Annotated in this window: 15 protein-coding genes; 7 read left to right on the top strand and 8 right to left on the bottom strand. The window is 42.9% G+C overall.

Annotated elements, in window-relative coordinates:
* The 3 genes from BMW86_RS02850 to metE all read right to left on the bottom strand — a co-directional run bounded on the left by BMW86_RS02850 (position 1) and on the right by metE (position 3,315).
* Positions 1-189 carry a hypothetical protein gene (locus BMW86_RS02850; protein ID WP_089778772.1) on the bottom strand — a complete coding sequence of 63 codons (189 nt, stop codon included), beginning with the start codon at positions 187-189 and terminating at the stop codon, positions 1-3.
* Positions 190-211: 22 nt separating this feature from the next.
* Positions 212-910: a LytR/AlgR family response regulator transcription factor gene (locus BMW86_RS02845; RefSeq protein WP_089778770.1), complete on the bottom strand. Its 699-nt coding sequence runs from the start codon at positions 908-910 to the stop codon at positions 212-214.
* 113 nt (positions 911-1,023) lie between these two features.
* On the bottom strand, positions 1,024-3,315 hold the full coding sequence (gene metE / locus BMW86_RS02840; protein WP_089778768.1) for a 5-methyltetrahydropteroyltriglutamate--homocysteine S-methyltransferase: 2,292 nt from the start codon (positions 3,313-3,315) through the stop codon (positions 1,024-1,026).
* A 193-nt stretch (positions 3,316-3,508) separates the two neighbouring features.
* Here metE and pepT point away from each other — a divergent pair, with 193 nt between their 5' ends.
* From pepT to BMW86_RS02825, 3 genes are all read left to right on the top strand, one after another.
* Positions 3,509-4,753, top strand: a complete 1,245-nt coding sequence (gene pepT, locus BMW86_RS02835) for a peptidase T (RefSeq protein ID WP_089778767.1) — start codon at positions 3,509-3,511, stop codon at positions 4,751-4,753.
* Between the two features lie 99 nt (positions 4,754-4,852).
* A complete protein-coding gene (locus BMW86_RS02830) occupies positions 4,853-5,569 on the top strand; it encodes a MotA/TolQ/ExbB proton channel family protein (protein ID WP_089778766.1) in 717 nt (238 codons plus the stop codon).
* Positions 5,570-5,575: 6 nt separating this feature from the next.
* Positions 5,576-5,986, top strand: a complete 411-nt coding sequence (locus BMW86_RS02825) for an ExbD/TolR family protein (protein ID WP_089778764.1) — start codon at positions 5,576-5,578, stop codon at positions 5,984-5,986.
* Positions 5,987-6,057: 71 nt separating this feature from the next.
* Here BMW86_RS02825 and prmC read toward each other — a convergent pair whose 3' ends face one another.
* A complete protein-coding gene (gene prmC, locus BMW86_RS02820; protein ID WP_089778763.1) occupies positions 6,058-6,903 on the bottom strand; it encodes a peptide chain release factor N(5)-glutamine methyltransferase in 846 nt (281 codons plus the stop codon).
* Between the two features lie 64 nt (positions 6,904-6,967).
* Here prmC and ribD point away from each other — a divergent pair, with 64 nt between their 5' ends.
* Genes ribD through BMW86_RS02805 form a run of 3 tightly spaced genes read left to right on the top strand, consistent with a single transcriptional unit; the run spans position 6,968 to position 9,996 of the window.
* Positions 6,968-7,999, top strand: a complete 1,032-nt coding sequence (gene ribD, locus BMW86_RS02815; RefSeq protein ID WP_089778761.1) for a bifunctional diaminohydroxyphosphoribosylaminopyrimidine deaminase/5-amino-6-(5-phosphoribosylamino)uracil reductase RibD — start codon at positions 6,968-6,970, stop codon at positions 7,997-7,999.
* Complete coding sequence (locus BMW86_RS02810) at positions 7,996-9,375, top strand: hypothetical protein (protein WP_089778759.1); 1,380 nt, start codon at positions 7,996-7,998, stop codon at positions 9,373-9,375. Before ribD ends, BMW86_RS02810 begins: the two co-directional genes overlap by 4 nt.
* Before the next feature lie 9 nt (positions 9,376-9,384).
* Positions 9,385-9,996, top strand: coding sequence for an IMPACT family protein (locus tag BMW86_RS02805; RefSeq protein WP_089778757.1), 612 nt, complete (start codon positions 9,385-9,387; stop codon positions 9,994-9,996).
* An 8-nt stretch (positions 9,997-10,004) separates the two neighbouring features.
* On the opposite strand, the gene BMW86_RS02800 is transcribed toward BMW86_RS02805, so the two are convergent.
* From BMW86_RS02800 to BMW86_RS02790, 3 genes are all read right to left on the bottom strand, one after another.
* A complete protein-coding gene (locus BMW86_RS02800; protein ID WP_089778755.1) occupies positions 10,005-11,117 on the bottom strand; it encodes a metallophosphoesterase family protein in 1,113 nt (370 codons plus the stop codon).
* A 93-nt stretch (positions 11,118-11,210) separates the two neighbouring features.
* Entirely contained in the window at positions 11,211-12,101 is an 891-nt protein-coding gene (locus BMW86_RS02795; protein ID WP_089778753.1) for a 3-hydroxyacyl-CoA dehydrogenase family protein, read from the bottom strand.
* Positions 12,102-12,116: 15 nt separating this feature from the next.
* Complete coding sequence (locus tag BMW86_RS02790) at positions 12,117-12,782, bottom strand: carboxypeptidase-like regulatory domain-containing protein (RefSeq protein WP_240915146.1); 666 nt, start codon at positions 12,780-12,782, stop codon at positions 12,117-12,119.
* A gap of 158 nt (positions 12,783-12,940) precedes the next feature.
* On the opposite strand from BMW86_RS02790, the gene BMW86_RS02785 reads away from it, so the two are divergent.
* Complete coding sequence (locus BMW86_RS02785) at positions 12,941-14,038, top strand: Mrp/NBP35 family ATP-binding protein (RefSeq protein ID WP_089778751.1); 1,098 nt, start codon at positions 12,941-12,943, stop codon at positions 14,036-14,038.
* A gap of 42 nt (positions 14,039-14,080) precedes the next feature.
* On the opposite strand, the gene BMW86_RS02780 is transcribed toward BMW86_RS02785, so the two are convergent.
* Entirely contained in the window at positions 14,081-15,436 is a 1,356-nt protein-coding gene (locus BMW86_RS02780; protein WP_089778748.1) for a Gfo/Idh/MocA family protein, read from the bottom strand.

Here is a 15,436-nt window from a genome sequence, read left to right as displayed (position 1 = left end):
CTACTTATCAAACTGGTTTTTAAACTTCAGGTTTTTTAGTATATCGTGTAAATGTCCTTTAGGTGGAGGCGGCGGAGAAGGGATTTTTTTAATACCCTCAGCCTGTTGGATAACTTCCTTTAGTGGATCTTCCAGGTCTGTAATGATCTGTTTGTTTTTAGTAAGTGATTTAATTTTGATAGATTTCATGTGATTTTTATTTGGGGGTATGTTAAGAAGTGAATTCCATTTTGAGGCTTAGACGGAATGTTTTACCAATGGGTAATTGTTGTCCTGCGATTTTTAATTCGTTCCCGCTTATGAGTTCAATTGATTGTTTAGCGACTGCATAACTGCGGTGAATCCTGATGAAATCTTTTTTGGGTAATTTTTCTAAAAAGTGTTTCAGTTTGCTGAGTGTAATATAGTTCTTTGTTTTAGTAACTACCTTGCTATAGTCGTTCAGTGCCTCAATATAAATAATATCATTTAATGGTACCCTGTGTACAGTGGAGCCCTCTTTAATCATTATGCTTTGTGATTCGAATAAGGTATCGTAGAGATCAGCCCGTTTTTTTAATTGTTCATATTCTTTAAGGCGATTGACACAGCGGTTAAAACGATTGGCTGTAAGGGGTTTTAAAATGAAGTCGAATGCCTGTGTTTCATAACTTTCTATTGCATATTCACTATGGGCTGTTACAAAAACACAGATAGGATGGTATTGTAGTTTTTTATAAAGATCAATGCCTTTTATTACCGGCATATCAATATCCATAAAGAGGAGTGGGGGCTCAAATTCATTTATGTAAGAAAGTGCATCGGGAACGGAAGTAAATGATTCTTTCAGTTCAAGACTGCTTTCCTGCGTAATATACCATCGTATTAATTCCAGATCCTGGGGGTTATCCTCTAGTATTATGCATTTCATAAACAATGTTTACGCTTATAAAGCTACATAATCTCTGGCAGGATTTTAACTTTTCAAGTATTGATAATGTATCAAAAGCAGTTTTGTATTGCTTTTGATACATTATCCCTTATTTAAGCATGTGCTTTTATTGCTATACGCATGTTCTGAGCAGCAGCCACCATGTTCCGCAATGCCTGTTCAGTTTCCGGCCACTTACGGGTTTTGAGTCCGCAGTCGGGATTTACCCATATGTTCCTGGCAGGTAATAACTGTGCGGCTTTCTCTAATAATTCTGTCATTTCCTGTACGGTAGGTACACGGGGAGAGTGGATATCATAGACTCCCGGGCCTATCTCGTAAGGGTATTTAAACTCAGAGAATACTTCCAGCAGTTCCATCTGAGAACGCGATGTTTCTATCGTAATCACATCTGCATCCATTGCGGCAATATTGCTGATAATATCATTGAATTCAGAATAACACATGTGCGTGTGAATCTGTGTAGCATCGGTTACTGAAGAGACTGATATTCTGAAGGCTTTCACAGCCCAGTTGAGGTACTGTTGCCAATCGGCATGCCGCAAAGGCAAACCTTCCCGTATAGCAGGTTCATCTACCTGTATCACTTTAATACCTGCTTTTTCAAGATCCGTTACTTCATCTCTTATAGCCAGTGCGATTTGCATAGTGGTATCTTCTCTTGGCTGATCATCACGCACAAAAGACCATTGCAGGATGGTAACCGGGCCTGTTAACATCCCTTTCATAGGCTTATTGGTGATAGACTGTGCATAGCTGCTCCATTTTACGGTCATAGGCGCAATGCGTTCTACATCGCCATAAATAACGGGAGGTTTCACACAGCGGGAACCATAGCTCTGTACCCAGCCATTCTTTGTAAACACAAATCCTTCCAGTTGTTCACCGAAGTATTCCACCATATCATTGCGCTCAAATTCACCATGTACGAGTACATCAATTTTAAGTCCTTCCTGCCATCTTACAGACTCCGTAATCGCTTTACTGATCTCCCCATCATATTGATCCTGGTTAATCTTTCCTTTTTTCAGATCAGCCCTTAATTTCCTGATCTCTTCTGTCTGAGGAAAAGAGCCGATAGTGGTAGTGGGGAATAGGGGGAGTTGTAATACAACTTCCTGTACTTTTTGTCTGATGTCAAAAGTACTTTTACGTTTGTCGTCTGCATCAGTAAGTGCTGCCAAACGTGCTTTTACAGCAGGTTTGTGAATGATAGCGGAAGTACTTCTGTCTTTTATCGCAGCCTGGTTGATGGCTAACAAAGAGGTATCACCTGCTATAATCTGTTTCAGCTCTTTTAACTCATTTACTTTCTGTTTAGCGAAGGCCATCCAGTTCTTTTGTAAAGGAAGTTCTTCCAGTTCAAGATCATAAGGGGTGTGTAATAAAGAGCAGGAAGTAGCCAGGAATACACGTTCCTCTCCTAAGGCAGTTATAGCTTTTTTAATCAATACCAGTGATTGATCATAATTATTCTTCCAGATATTACGGCCGTTCACCACACCTATAGACAACTGCATTGCCGATGGTATTAATGATAAGATATGGTCCAGTTGTTCCGGTGCTCTTACCAGATCAATGTGTAATGCCTGTACGGGTAATTTGAGTGTGAGTGCGGTATTATCCTGTAATCCGCCAAAATACGTAGCCAGTATGATCTTCAATTCCGGAACAGCCGCTTTGATCTTATTGTATGCATACTGGAAAAGTGACTGTTGTACAGGTGTAAGGTCCAGCACCAGTGTAGGTTCATCTATCTGTACCCATGTAGCGCCTGCCTGCTGCAAAGATTTTAATATTTCGATATAAACCGGTAGTAGTTTATCCAGCAGATCAGCCATTTGTAGTTGCTCATCTTTGATCTTACCCAGTAATAAAAAACTGACAGGGCCTACTAATACAGGCTTGGTATGAATACCAATGGATAAAGCTTCTTTAAATTCATCCAGGCATTTATTGTATAGCAGCCTGTATGTTTGAGACGCATCAAATTCCGGTACCAGGTAATGATAATTGGTATCGAACCATTTGGTCATTTCCATGGCGGTGGCATCATAGCCATTTTTCTGATAACCACGTGCCATGGCGAAGTATAACTCGGGACTGCTAACATTTGCCAGGCTTTCCATCAGTGGTTTAAAACGGGCGGGCACGGTGCCGGTCATCAGACACATATCCAGTACCTGGTCATACAGGGAGAAATCATTGGAGGGAATAAGGTCTATACCAGCAGCCTGCAAGGTTTCCCAGTTTTGTCTGCGAAGTTCTCTTGCAGTGAGCTGTAATCTTTCTAAAGACATTTTACCTGCCCAGAAGGCTTCGTTCGCTTTCTTTAATTCACGGTTACTACCGATACGCGGATATCCAAGAACGTTGGTTTGCATATATATGGGTTCTTTAGTTTAATGTTCTTTGCAAACATAAATATATAGTTCAAATAAATAGTTAAATGTTTATTATTTGGTATTTTGTTCTTAATTTATAAATTAATCAGGCATTATATTCTGTTTAATCAGAAAACAGGCTGATAAACAGTAAAATTTTCTGTCTGATTTACAATTTGTGTACGTTTGCAATATGTTTAGCGATTATAAATACACGGTGACCGAACGCTTTATGCGTTATGTTCAGATAGATACGCAGTCTGATCCGCTCAGCAAGAGCTTTCCATCCACGGAAAAACAGAAAGACCTGGGACGCTTACTCGTAGCCGAATTACAGGCTATTGGCATCACAGATGCTATCCTGGATGAACACGGATATGTATATGCTACACTACCTTCCAATACAGAAAAGCAGGTGCCTGTTATCTGTTTCTGCTCACATATGGACACCTCTTCGGATTGCAGTGGAAAAGATGTAAAGCCTATTATTCATTATAACTATGACGGTGGGGATATCATATTACCTGAAGGTGATACTGTAATAAAATCATCTGTACATACGTATTTACAGGAGAGAAAAGGGGATGATATCATCACTGCCAGCGGTACTACCCTGTTGGGAGCAGATGATAAGGCTGGTGTAGCTGAAATTATGGATGCTGTTAATTTCCTGATCAATCATCCTGAGATTAAACATGGAGCTATCCGTATTCTCTTTACCCCGGACGAAGAAGTGGGTCGTGGTGTGGAGAAGCTGGACATGCAGAAGCTGGGAGCGCAGTTTGGTTATACGATGGATGGTGGGGAACGTGGTTCTCTGGAAAACGAATCCTTTTCTGCTGACGGCGCTAAAATAGTGATCAAGGGGGTGAGTGTACACCCGGGTACTGCTAAAGACAAATTAATAAGTGCGGTGAAAATAGCCGCTGAAATAATAGATGCCCTGCCTAAGGACAGCTTATCTCCCGAAACTACGGAAGACAGGCAGGGGTTCATTCACCCGGTTAGAGTGAATGGTATCGTAGAACAGGCGGAGATAGACTTCATTCTCCGCGACTTTGTCACTTCCAAACTGGAAGAACATGCCGCCTTCCTGCGCAATATCATGGAAACGGTAATGGCGAAGTATCCGCAGGCCAGTGCCACATTAACGGTTACGGAGCAATACCGCAATATGAGAGAGATGCTGGACCTGCATCCGCAGGTAACGGCTTATGCCGAGGAGGCCATCAAACGAGCCGGTATAGCGCCTTTACGGATGATCATCCGGGGAGGGACAGATGGTTCCCGCCTTTCTTTTATGGGATTACCCTGTCCGAATATATTCACAGGGGAAATGGCGTTGCATGGTAAATACGAGTATGTGAGCATCCAGGATATGCAGAAAGCTGTACAAACAATCGTGTATCTGACACAGGTTTGGGAAGAGCATTCATAATATTTTGGCGCGATATTCGTTAAATGTTTACCATATTATTGGTATCTTCCCTCTTATTGCATTTGAATTTAATACTTTTGCAGGGTTAAAATTTTTTTCATGCTCTTAGGACTAGTTACATTATTACAGGATTCTTTATTACAGCCAAAGGCCGATACAGTAGCCGGTGGGGTAAGTCAAATCGCTTCTCCGGAACAGACGCTCAGGTTATGGGATCTGCTGATGAAGGGCGGGGTGTTAATGATACCATTGGGTATCCTTTCCGTGATTGCTGTTTTCGCTTTCGTAGAAAGATATCTCACTATTGCGAAGGCAGGTAAGCTGGAAGATAACTTTATGCCTATGATCAGGGACCACATTTCCAGTGGTAACATTGTGGCTGCGCGTTCTTTGTCAAAGAACACCAACAGTCCGATTGCCCGTATGATAGACAAAGGTATACAGCGTATAGGCAAACCTATCGACAGTATAGAAAAATCAATGGAGAACGTTGGTAAGCTGGAAATATACAAGATGGAAAAGAACCTGGTTATCCTGTCTATCATAGCAGGTATTGCTCCAATGTTCGGTTTCCTGGGTACTATTGCCGGTATGATCCAGACTTTCTACAATATCTCTCTTACATCCGATATCACGCTGGGAACAATTGCCGGTGGTATTTATGTGAAGATGGTCACTTCTGCGAGTGGTCTGATCATTGGTCTGGTAGCCTTTATTGGTTACAGCTTTTTAAATGCACAGATAGATAAAGTGATCAATAAGATGGAAGGCGCTTCGTCCGAGTTTATTGATATTTTGCAAGAACCGACAAGGTAATAAAATATGGACTTACGCAATAGAAAATTAAAACGGCACGTGGAGATGAACAGCGGTGCACTGAATGACATCCTGTTCATTCTGTTGTTGTTCTTCCTGATTGTATCTACACTGGCCAATCCAAACGTAATCAAACTCACGCTTCCCAAAGCGAAAAGCAATACCAAGTCTAAGCAGACGGTTGTAGTGAGTATTAATGATAAAAGAGAGTTCTTTATTGGTACTAATAAAGTTCCTTTTGAAAGTCTGAAAGAAAAGCTGGCTCCTGTTTTATCTAAAGAAAATGTAGATCCTACTATTGTTATCAATGCAGAAAAATCTGTACCGGTAGAAGATATTGTAAGGATCATGGAACTGGCGAGGGAGATAGGGGCGAAGGTGGTGCTGGCGACAGCGAACCCGCAGAGTAAAGGATAAGATATTATTTCGATCAGATAAGAAATTAGTATAAATAAAAACCGACTCTCAGTAGTCGGTTTTTTTATGTCTCAATTTTCTCCTTTAACCATTCTGTCTTTCCCGTACAGGTCCTGCTTTAAGGTTACATTTTTAAATCCCTGTTCTTCTAATAATGTTACTACTTCTTTCCCGAAAGCTTCATTTATTTCAAAGTATAACAAGCCACCTGTGGTTAGTTTTTTTTGAGCCAGCAAACCTATCTGCCTGTAGAAAAGTAAAGCATCATTATCAGGTACAAAGAGGGCTATCTTTGGCTCATAGGCTATGACCTGCTCTTCCATATCTTTCTGTTCACTTTCGCAGATATAAGGAGGATTACTGACTATTATATCAAACATAGGCAAGGCCTGGGTAGCTGTAGTATCTAATATATCTATTTGTTCAAAATGAACATCCAGTTTTAAATCCCTGGAATTTTGAGTAGCTACTTCCAATGCTCCTGCACTAACATCTACAGACCATACTGTTGCAGCCGGGAGTTCTTTTTTAAGTGCAATGGGGATTGCTCCACTACCTGTACCTATATCCAGTATTTTAACTGGCGATTGTACATCCTTCACAATCCATTCTACCAGTTCTTCTGTTTCCGGTCTGGGGATAAGTACATGACTGTTTACTGTAAACTCCAGCCCATAAAACCAGGCTTTACCGGTGACGTACTGAACAGGCTCGTGTTTAAGCAATGCTTCCAGTGCCTGCTGTAATTGTTGTTCCTCCACAGCTGAGAGCAGTTTATCCTTATGGATAACCCTATCCAGCCTACCCATTCCTGTAATGTGTTCAATCACTATATGAGCGATATTAGCCGCTTCCCTGTTGCCTTGCAGAGGACCCAGTGTATTGATGATCAGTGTAAATGCGGCTTGTAATGTCATAAAAAATTGAAGTTCAGGGGAAAATCGCCGATGAAACGATATTTTTGCACACAAAAGTATAATATTGGACAGCACCTTCGACGAATTTTTTATGCAACGCTGCCTGCAGCTGGCAAAGCTGGGGGCAGGACATGTAGCGCCTAATCCCATGGTAGGTGCTGTACTGGTGTATAAGGGCCGTATTATAGGAGAGGGGTATCATCGCCAGTATGGCTTTGCACATGCAGAAGTAAATTGTGTCAACTCCGTAAAAGAGGAAGATAAACCACTGATACCGGCTTCTACTATTTATGTAAGCCTGGAACCTTGTGCCCATCATGGCAAAACACCTCCCTGTGCGAATCTGATAGTAGCTCAGGGGATAAAAGAGGTAGTCATAGGTTGCGTAGATACGTTCTCGAAAGTCTCCGGTAAAGGAATAGAGATATTAAAAAATGCAGGTATACAAGTCCGCACAGGGATACTGGAAAGGGAATGCCGGGAACTGAACAGCCGCTTTTTCACCTTTCACGAGCAGAAACGCCCTTATATTATATTAAAATGGGCGCAATCGCCTGCTGGTTTTATCGCTCCGGCAGATGGTAGGCCTGTAAGGATATCAAATGCTTTTAGTGATCGTTTGGTGCATCGCTGGCGTAGTGAGGAGATGAGTATACTGGTAGGGACAACGACTGCCCTCACAGATAATCCCCGCCTGAATAACCGTCTATGGACAGGTAAAGATCCTATCCGGCTGGTAATAGACCGTACTTTGAAAATCCCCCGTAATTATCATCTGTGGAAGGGGAATACTTTATTCTTCACGGAAGTGAAGGACGAACAAAAGGAAACCCTACAGGTAGATTTTCAACAGCCTCTATTACCACAGATAATGCAGCACTTACATGAACGCAGTATTCAAAGTGTACTCGTGGAAGGTGGTGCAAATACTTTACAACAGTTTATTTCAGCAGGATTATGGGATGAAGCCCGGATAATTATAGGTACAACCCAGTTCCCCGACGGGCTGCCAGCTCCTGTTCTACAAAACGCATTGCTCACAAATGAAACAGATCTGGAAGGAGACCGGATTATGTACTACAGGAAAACATCATGAGAATTATAGTAACCCTGATATTATTATGCTGTGTGCTGACAACCACAGCCCAGACGGATAAATGGACAGGCACCTGGAGAATGGAACATAAACCATACGCTACGGCTGCTCCTATTCAGATAGAATTGCAGATAGGCAAGCCTGAGCGTAATGCTCTATACCCGGCACAACTAAAACTATCATACGGTGAATTCTCTGGTATTTATGAATTACTGCTTGCTAAAAAGAATGACGGGCAATTAGGCATAGGCAGGAATAAATTTCCCATACAGGAAAAGCCTTTCAGACTTGGCTCCTGGATGCTATACCTCAACGGTACACTGGATTACAATAAAAATGTACTATCCCTGAAAAGAATGTGGATCAGCTCTTTCGGATTATTCATGAAGGGATTATATGATGATGACGAAATCTATGAAAGTACCAAAGTAGAGATACGCAATTTCTTATACCAGGATTCTATCGCCCTGAAAAAAATAAACAATACACCCTGGGTACATCTGCATACCAACCGGATTTTACATCCTGAAAAAGATAGTATCTACTTCGGTATTTATGATAAAATCACTTTATCAGATCCCATGTTAAATATACTGATAAGGGATGAGGACGCAATTGATAAGGATACTGTATCATTAGTACTTAACGGAAACCTGCTGCTGGACAGAGCGTTTATCAGCAGTGAAGATAAAGTGCTCGCAATATCGCTGGATACAGGTATGAACATACTTACTTTCTTTGCAGATAATTATGGCAGGCTCCCACCTAACACTGGGGCTTTCAGGGCAAGGACAGACAGCGGTTATTACACCTACGATTTTTCACAAAAGCCTAATGCATACGCCACTTTCCTGGTAGCACAGTTTTACAGGACACCACCACCTTTTAAACCGGTTCCTGTTGTATCTCCTCCTCCACGAATAACAGGGCCAGTGCCTGTGTCACCTCCTGCAAGAGTATCGCCTCCGGCGATGGTATCAGTACCTTCACTTTCAGAGTTGAAGAAATTGCAGCCGGACCCGCGTATAACCTCACGTAAAAACAGTCTGGTAGACCAGCTGACAGTTACAACACCGGAGGCAGTACTGGAACTATGGGATGATGCGGCAGAAGACGGAGACAGTGTCTCCATCCGCCTCAATGACCGGTTGATAGTCGCCGGTTTCCCGGTATTAAAACAAAGACAGCAGTTATCTGTTGTACTGGAACCGGGAGAGAATCGTTTGCTATTACTGGCAGACAATTTGGGTAGTATTCCCCCAAATACCGCTGTAATGAGAATCACAGCAGGTACTACAAAGAAATATGTGCGGATTAAAACCGATCTGAAACAGAACAACCTGTTACTGATCAATTATCAACCTCCTGCACCCTAAAATAAGAACATGGAAGTTTATTTTACTATAGAGAAAACGGCAAAAGCAGAATTCAAAGATAAAGGCAGCAAATTCCTGGCTTATGCATGGCCGGTGAAAACAGTGGACCAGGTAAAAGAATGTCTGCAGGAAGTGAAGAAGGAACACCCCAAAGCTACACATCACTGTTTCGCTTACCGTCTTGGTACAGACGGATTACAGTTTCGCGCCAGTGATGACGGTGAACCTTCCGGTACGGCGGGCAAGCCCATCCTGGGGCAAATAGACAGCAAACAACTGACGGATACGCTGGTAGTAGTTGTGCGTTATTTCGGAGGTACATTATTAGGGGCGCCCGGACTGATCAACGCTTATAAAATGTCTACAGCAATGGTACTGCAACTTATTCCTGCGGTACAAAAAAACGTAGAAGTAAAATACGATCTCAGTTTTGATTACACGATTTTAAATGAGGTAATGATGGTTGTAAAACAACAGAATTGCACCATCTACTCCCAGGAGTTACAACTGTTCTGTTCCATGAACATCGGCGTACCTAAAGCAGTACAGGAGCTGGCTTTGCTGAAATTACAGGATATACACGGGCTGGAGATACAACCGGTATCTACTGCCAGGGTATAAGAGTAACATTACAGGTTTTCCAGTATAAATGTATCTTCCAGCCTGGCTGTAAAATCGCTGCTATTCAGATCACTATGTGTAATCGCGTAGTAATTCCCTGTCAGTGTCAATCCTTTGCCTGTCCTTTCCAGTGTCACTTTCAGGAAGCCGTGTTTATCATCACAATAGCTGAGTAGTTCAACATTGTTAAAATCCGGATAATCATTGGTGAAGCGGTTGTCATTAGTAGAGGCTATCGGATGTAGTTCATCATATCCGCCGCCTCCGGCCACAATATAATGTATCGCACGTCCCTCAGGATATCGTCTGATTAAATGCTGATAGTTATGTACATGACCGCTGAATACGATATCGGGTCTGATACCTGTTTCTTCAAAAACACTTTCCAGTAAGGTGATCATAGGTATACTGGAGCCATGGTTGATGTCAGCAGTATACGGTGCATGATGTATACAGATGATCAGTATTTTGCCGGGTCTTTCAGCATTGGCGGCTTTCAGTTCTTCTTTTAGCCAGTCTTTTTGTTCATCAGTAACAATGCCGAATTTTGGCACATTACTACTCATACCAATAATATTAGCTAACGTTGTTTTGAGTGTCCAATATACGTTAGGCTGTATCATGCTTTTTCTCTCTGATCCGCCACTGAAAGCGACTATATGTGGCGTGGTATCACAGAACACCGTGACGAATGGTTCCAGTGTATTATAAGGAGTGGCAGCATCCGGATTTACATCACTGTCGTGATTGCCTGGGATTGCGAATATTGGCCCCGGATATAATTTGTAGGGATCAAAGAATTGCCGCTGGTATTGTGTCGCTTCTCCATGATTGTATACTATATCTCCCAGGTGATAGAGAAATTGTGGCTGATCTTCCTTTGATCCTGCTTCCTGGTACTGTCTGATCATTTCACCTGCTACTTTTTTCTGAAAATCCGGACTGCGTATGCTACCTGTATCGCCTACCATATGGAATGTGATTTTGCTGTCGCTAATGGAAGGAATCACATCTTTCAGCAATAAATGATAGGGATATTTTCCACTTGGTTCAGGCAGAGCCCGGAATTTATAGGAGTCATCAGGCTGATCTTTCTTTAGCACAGGTGTTTTATATCTCATGGGTGTAAAAATAACAATAGAATTCAGCCTTTCATATGGGGATAGTATTTCAAAGTAAAAAAGAAGGGCTGATATTCATCAGCCCTGGTATAATTATTTTACAAACCGTTCACTTACTATCAGATCTTTACTCCCCTTCTCATACTTATAAAATCCTTCTCCGCTCTTAGCTCCCAGATATCCCGCTGTTACCATATTCACTAATAAAGGGCAAGGTGCATACTTAGGATTCCCAAAACCATCATGGAGTACATTCAATATAGACAAACAAACATCCAGTCCAATAAAATCGGCCAGTTGTAAAGGGCCCATCGGATGTGCCATTCCCAGTTTCATCACCGTATCAATCTCCGCTACATTCGCTACTCCTTCATACAAAGAATAAATCGCTTCATTGATCATCGGCATTAAAATACGATTCGCAATAAAGCCAGGATAATCATTCACTACACATGGTACTTTTCCCAGCTTTTCAGACAATGTTACAATTGTTTGAGAAACGGTTTTCTCCGTAGCATATCCATTGATGATCTCCACCAGTTTCATCACTGGTACAGGATTCATGAAATGCATACCTATCACTTTACCTGCACGTTTGGTAGCAGCAGCGATACGTGTAATGGAAATGGAAGAGGTGTTGGTTGCTAAGATAGCCTCAGGAGGAGCATATGCATCCAGGTCCTGGAAGATTTTTAATTTAAGCGCGATGTTTTCTGTGGTTGCTTCCACTACCAGGTCTGCTGTTTTAACACCGGCAGATAAATCCGTGTAAGTAGTGATGTTCTGAAGCGTCTGGTCTTTTACCGCTGCGGTAATGCTTTCTTTAGCCAGTTGCCTGTCGAGGTTCTTTTCAATAGTTTGTAACGCTTTCTCCAGTGATGGGGCAGATACATCTACCAGGTTTACTTTAAAACCGTTTTGTGCAAATACGTGGGCGATACCATTTCCCATGGTACCAGCGCCGATAACTGCAATTTGTTGCATATGGTGTATTGATTTTTAATAACCGTAACCGTATTTCGTGTTACTGCCGCTTTTGAAGTCACCCCGCTTCCAGGCCTGTATGAATTGTGCCCATGCCAGCGGGTTCAGAATATTCTGGGGAGGCTGTTGCCCTGCGTAGTACAGTGACTGCGCCTGTTTGTTGAGGTACATATTGGTGGCCTCACGGGCATCCGGAGGTGTATAACGTGAAAGGGCGCGTAATTGGGCCTGTTGTGTATTCTGACGTGCTATTTCATATTCATCGTCCGGGATATCCGAACTCACAAAAGCCTTATCAAATTCCTCCCTGGTAGGGTAGGGCTTGATGATGGTCACCGGCAGATAGGTTGTATCATCTATCATCAGTTGGATCATCGAATAATTATTACCGGGCAGAGATGCAGGAATCTTGTAATCCTTCCGTTTAAAACCTACCGCGCTGAAAGTCAGTGTATCACCTTTAAACGCTACGATAGAAAACACCCCCTGCGTATTGGAGATGGTACCGCGGTTCTGTCCTCTTACGAGGATGCTTACTGCCGGAATGGCCCGTAGACTGTCTGCAGTCATGGTTATACCGGAAATTTGTATGATACTGTCTTTAAACTGAGCAAATTGTGCTTTCAGCAGGAACGGAAAAAACAGAAATGATAACAATATGTAGGTAATCTTCTTGTGCATGCCGGCTCTAAGATAAAGGATTTGTTGAAAATTCTGCCGCATACGATCGATATAGATGATGAATGGAAACCTCATCAACAAAAAGTATGGACATGAGGGACAAATTAACTCTCAATTGGGTTAACTTTGCAGTCTCGAATTAAAATTAACAACTATTTATGATCACTATAGAGCAGATATATAAAGCCCTCAGCAATGTGGAAGAGCCTGATCTGGGTAAAGATCTGGTAACGCTTAACATGGTTAAGGATGTTGAAGTGGATGGCAATAACGTGAAATTTACCGTAGTGCTGACTACGCCAGCCTGTCCGCTGAAAGATCTGATCAGGAATGCCTGTGTGAATGCAATTCACCACCTGGTAAGTAAAGAAGCAGTGGTGCATGTGAACATGACCGCCAACGTAAACACAAACCGTAAGGATGCCAAAGGCATATTGCCCCAGGTGAAAAATATCATAGTAGTAGCTTCCGGTAAAGGTGGGGTAGGTAAATCTACCGTAGCCTCTAACCTGGCCCTGGCTCTCGCTGAAGGCGGTGCTAAGGTAGGTTTGATGGATGCTGATATCTATGGTCCTTCCGTTCCCATTATGTTTGGTGTACGTGGTGAAAGACCTCAGATGGTAAACGTGGAAGGTAAAGGCATGATCGTGCCTTTGGAAAAACACGGTATCAAACTGATGTCTATCGGCTTGCTGATAGATGAAAGACAGGCAGTTGTATGGCGTGGCCCTATGGCTAGCAGCGCACTCAAACAGTTTATCACCGATGTAAACTGGGGAGAACTGGATTACCTGGTAATAGATATGCCACCCGGAACCGGGGATATTCACCTGACACTGGTGCAGACAGTACCTGTAACCGGAGCAGTAATGGTAACTACTCCACAGGATGTAGCATTGGCCGATGCCAAGAAAGGTATTGCCATGTTCAGCGGCTCTCAGATCAATGTACCTATCATCGGACTGGTAGAGAACATGTCTTACTTCACACCGGCAGAGCTGCCTAATAATAAATACTACATCTTTGGTAAAGATGGTGGTAAACGCCTGGCAGAACAGCTGGATATACCTTTCCTAGGACAAATTCCCCTGGTACAGAGTATCCGCGAAGGTGGAGATGATGGAGTGCCGGCAATGATCAGTGGAGATGATGCTACTAAACTGGCCTTTATTGGTTTTGCAAGTCATGCAGCACGTAGTATTGCTATGAGGAATGCCAATGTAGCGCCTACGAAAATAGTAGAAGTATTTGTTTAAATAAAGAGGCCGTATCATCAGATACGGCCTTTCTCTTTTTATTTACAGGATAAACGGTTTCCCGCCTACCATCACTTCCTGTCTTTCCTCATCAAAAGTAGCTTTCTGCCCGGTACGATAAGCTGCATTCGCCATAATCAGCGCTATAGAGTGGGAATATGCCGCTTCTATAGGAGCATTAGCAGGCTTTCGGTCCCGCACACTCTGCATCCAGTTCCTCATATGTGCATTGGTCAAAGCATCCCCGCCTGTATTAGCACCGGTAGATACTTTGCTTTCAGTAGAAGCTAATGTCATTTCAGGTAACAGATTCGCATGCATGCCCATTTCCTGTGCTTCACGTTCTGTTAAACCACCTGCAGGACTGATCTTATTCTTATCAATATCAATAGTTCCTCCATTAGAGTAGTACATTTCCTTGGTACCACCTGCAGAATTGGAGAACCTGGAGCTATATGCTACCTGGAACCCGCTCTTAGGATCATTGTCAGGGCCATATTCAAATACCGCCGTTATGGTATCTGCATTGATACGCCCGTCTTTCCACTGGTAAATACCACCATTGGCTACAGCTGTACGTGGGTGTTTCAATCCGCTGAACCAATGCACCGTATCGATCTGATGGGTCATCCACTGGCCAAAAATACCAGAGGAATAAGGCCAGAACAGACGGAATTCCAGGTACTTACGCGGATCCCATGTGTCAGCAGGACGACCAGCAAGGAAACGTTTCCAATCAGTATCCTGTTCACGGATTTCCTTTACCAGGTCTGGTCTGCGCCAACGTCCCGGCTGATTCACGTTCCAGGTCATTTCTACCATGGATATAGGTCCAAACTTCCCGGACTTTATAAAGTCATTGGCAGCATGATAACTATCTCCGCTACGGCGTTGAGTACCCACCTGGAATATCTTACCGGAATCTTTCACGGCTTTCAACGCTTTACGCGCATCGTCCATTGTTTCCGCAAAGGGTTTCTCGCAGTATACATCCATGCGGTTGCCCACTGCTTCTATCGTATGATAAGCATGCTGGAAATCGGCGGTAGCCACTATGACAGCATCCAGGTCTTTATTCTTGTATAATTCGTCATTATTGATATAGGCTTTGATATCATGACCGGCCTTTTGTTGCAGGAAAGCCTGTCCTTCTTCTCTGCGCCTTTTCCAGATATCAGATACCCCGATGATATCGAAGTTCAGCTCTTTGTTATTGTTGTAAAAGCAGGGGAGTAATGCCTGGCGGGCGCGGTCGGAGAAACCAACCAGACCAACATTAACCCTGTCGTTAGCGCCCATGATGCGGGCATAACTGCTGGCAGGTAGTCCCATTGCGCTGATAGTAACACCAGCGCCGGTGAGCAGTGATTGTTTGAGGAATTCACGACGTGATTTCAT

Source organism: Chitinophaga sp. YR573, assembly GCF_900110995.1.
In the GTDB taxonomy this organism is placed as follows: domain Bacteria; phylum Bacteroidota; class Bacteroidia; order Chitinophagales; family Chitinophagaceae; genus Chitinophaga.
This window is presented reverse-complemented; position numbering and strand designations above follow the sequence as displayed.

What these genes read in the sequence shown, in the direction of transcription:
- BMW86_RS02850 (WP_089778772.1), bottom strand. Translation starts at nt 189, where the DNA reads ATGAAATCTATCAAAATTAAATCACTTACTAAAAACAAACAGATCATT.
- BMW86_RS02845 (WP_089778770.1), bottom strand. Translation starts at nt 910, where the DNA reads ATGAAATGCATAATACTAGAGGATAACCCCCAGGATCTGGAATTAATA.
- metE (WP_089778768.1), bottom strand. Translation starts at nt 3,315, where the DNA reads ATGCAAACCAACGTTCTTGGATATCCGCGTATCGGTAGTAACCGTGAA.
- pepT (WP_089778767.1), top strand. Translation starts at nt 3,509, where the DNA reads ATGTTTAGCGATTATAAATACACGGTGACCGAACGCTTTATGCGTTAT.
- BMW86_RS02830 (WP_089778766.1), top strand. Translation starts at nt 4,853, where the DNA reads ATGCTCTTAGGACTAGTTACATTATTACAGGATTCTTTATTACAGCCA.
- BMW86_RS02825 (WP_089778764.1), top strand. Translation starts at nt 5,576, where the DNA reads ATGGACTTACGCAATAGAAAATTAAAACGGCACGTGGAGATGAACAGC.
- prmC (WP_089778763.1), bottom strand. Translation starts at nt 6,903, where the DNA reads ATGACATTACAAGCCGCATTTACACTGATCATCAATACACTGGGTCCT.
- BMW86_RS02810 (WP_089778759.1), top strand. Translation starts at nt 7,996, where the DNA reads ATGAGAATTATAGTAACCCTGATATTATTATGCTGTGTGCTGACAACC.
- BMW86_RS02805 (WP_089778757.1), top strand. Translation starts at nt 9,385, where the DNA reads ATGGAAGTTTATTTTACTATAGAGAAAACGGCAAAAGCAGAATTCAAA.
- BMW86_RS02800 (WP_089778755.1), bottom strand. Translation starts at nt 11,117, where the DNA reads ATGAGATATAAAACACCTGTGCTAAAGAAAGATCAGCCTGATGACTCC.
- BMW86_RS02795 (WP_089778753.1), bottom strand. Translation starts at nt 12,101, where the DNA reads ATGCAACAAATTGCAGTTATCGGCGCTGGTACCATGGGAAATGGTATC.
- BMW86_RS02790 (WP_240915146.1), bottom strand. Translation starts at nt 12,782, where the DNA reads ATGCACAAGAAGATTACCTACATATTGTTATCATTTCTGTTTTTTCCG.
- BMW86_RS02785 (WP_089778751.1), top strand. Translation starts at nt 12,941, where the DNA reads ATGATCACTATAGAGCAGATATATAAAGCCCTCAGCAATGTGGAAGAG.
- BMW86_RS02780 (WP_089778748.1), bottom strand. Translation starts at nt 15,436, where the DNA reads ATGAAATCACGTCGTGAATTCCTCAAACAATCACTGCTCACCGGCGCT.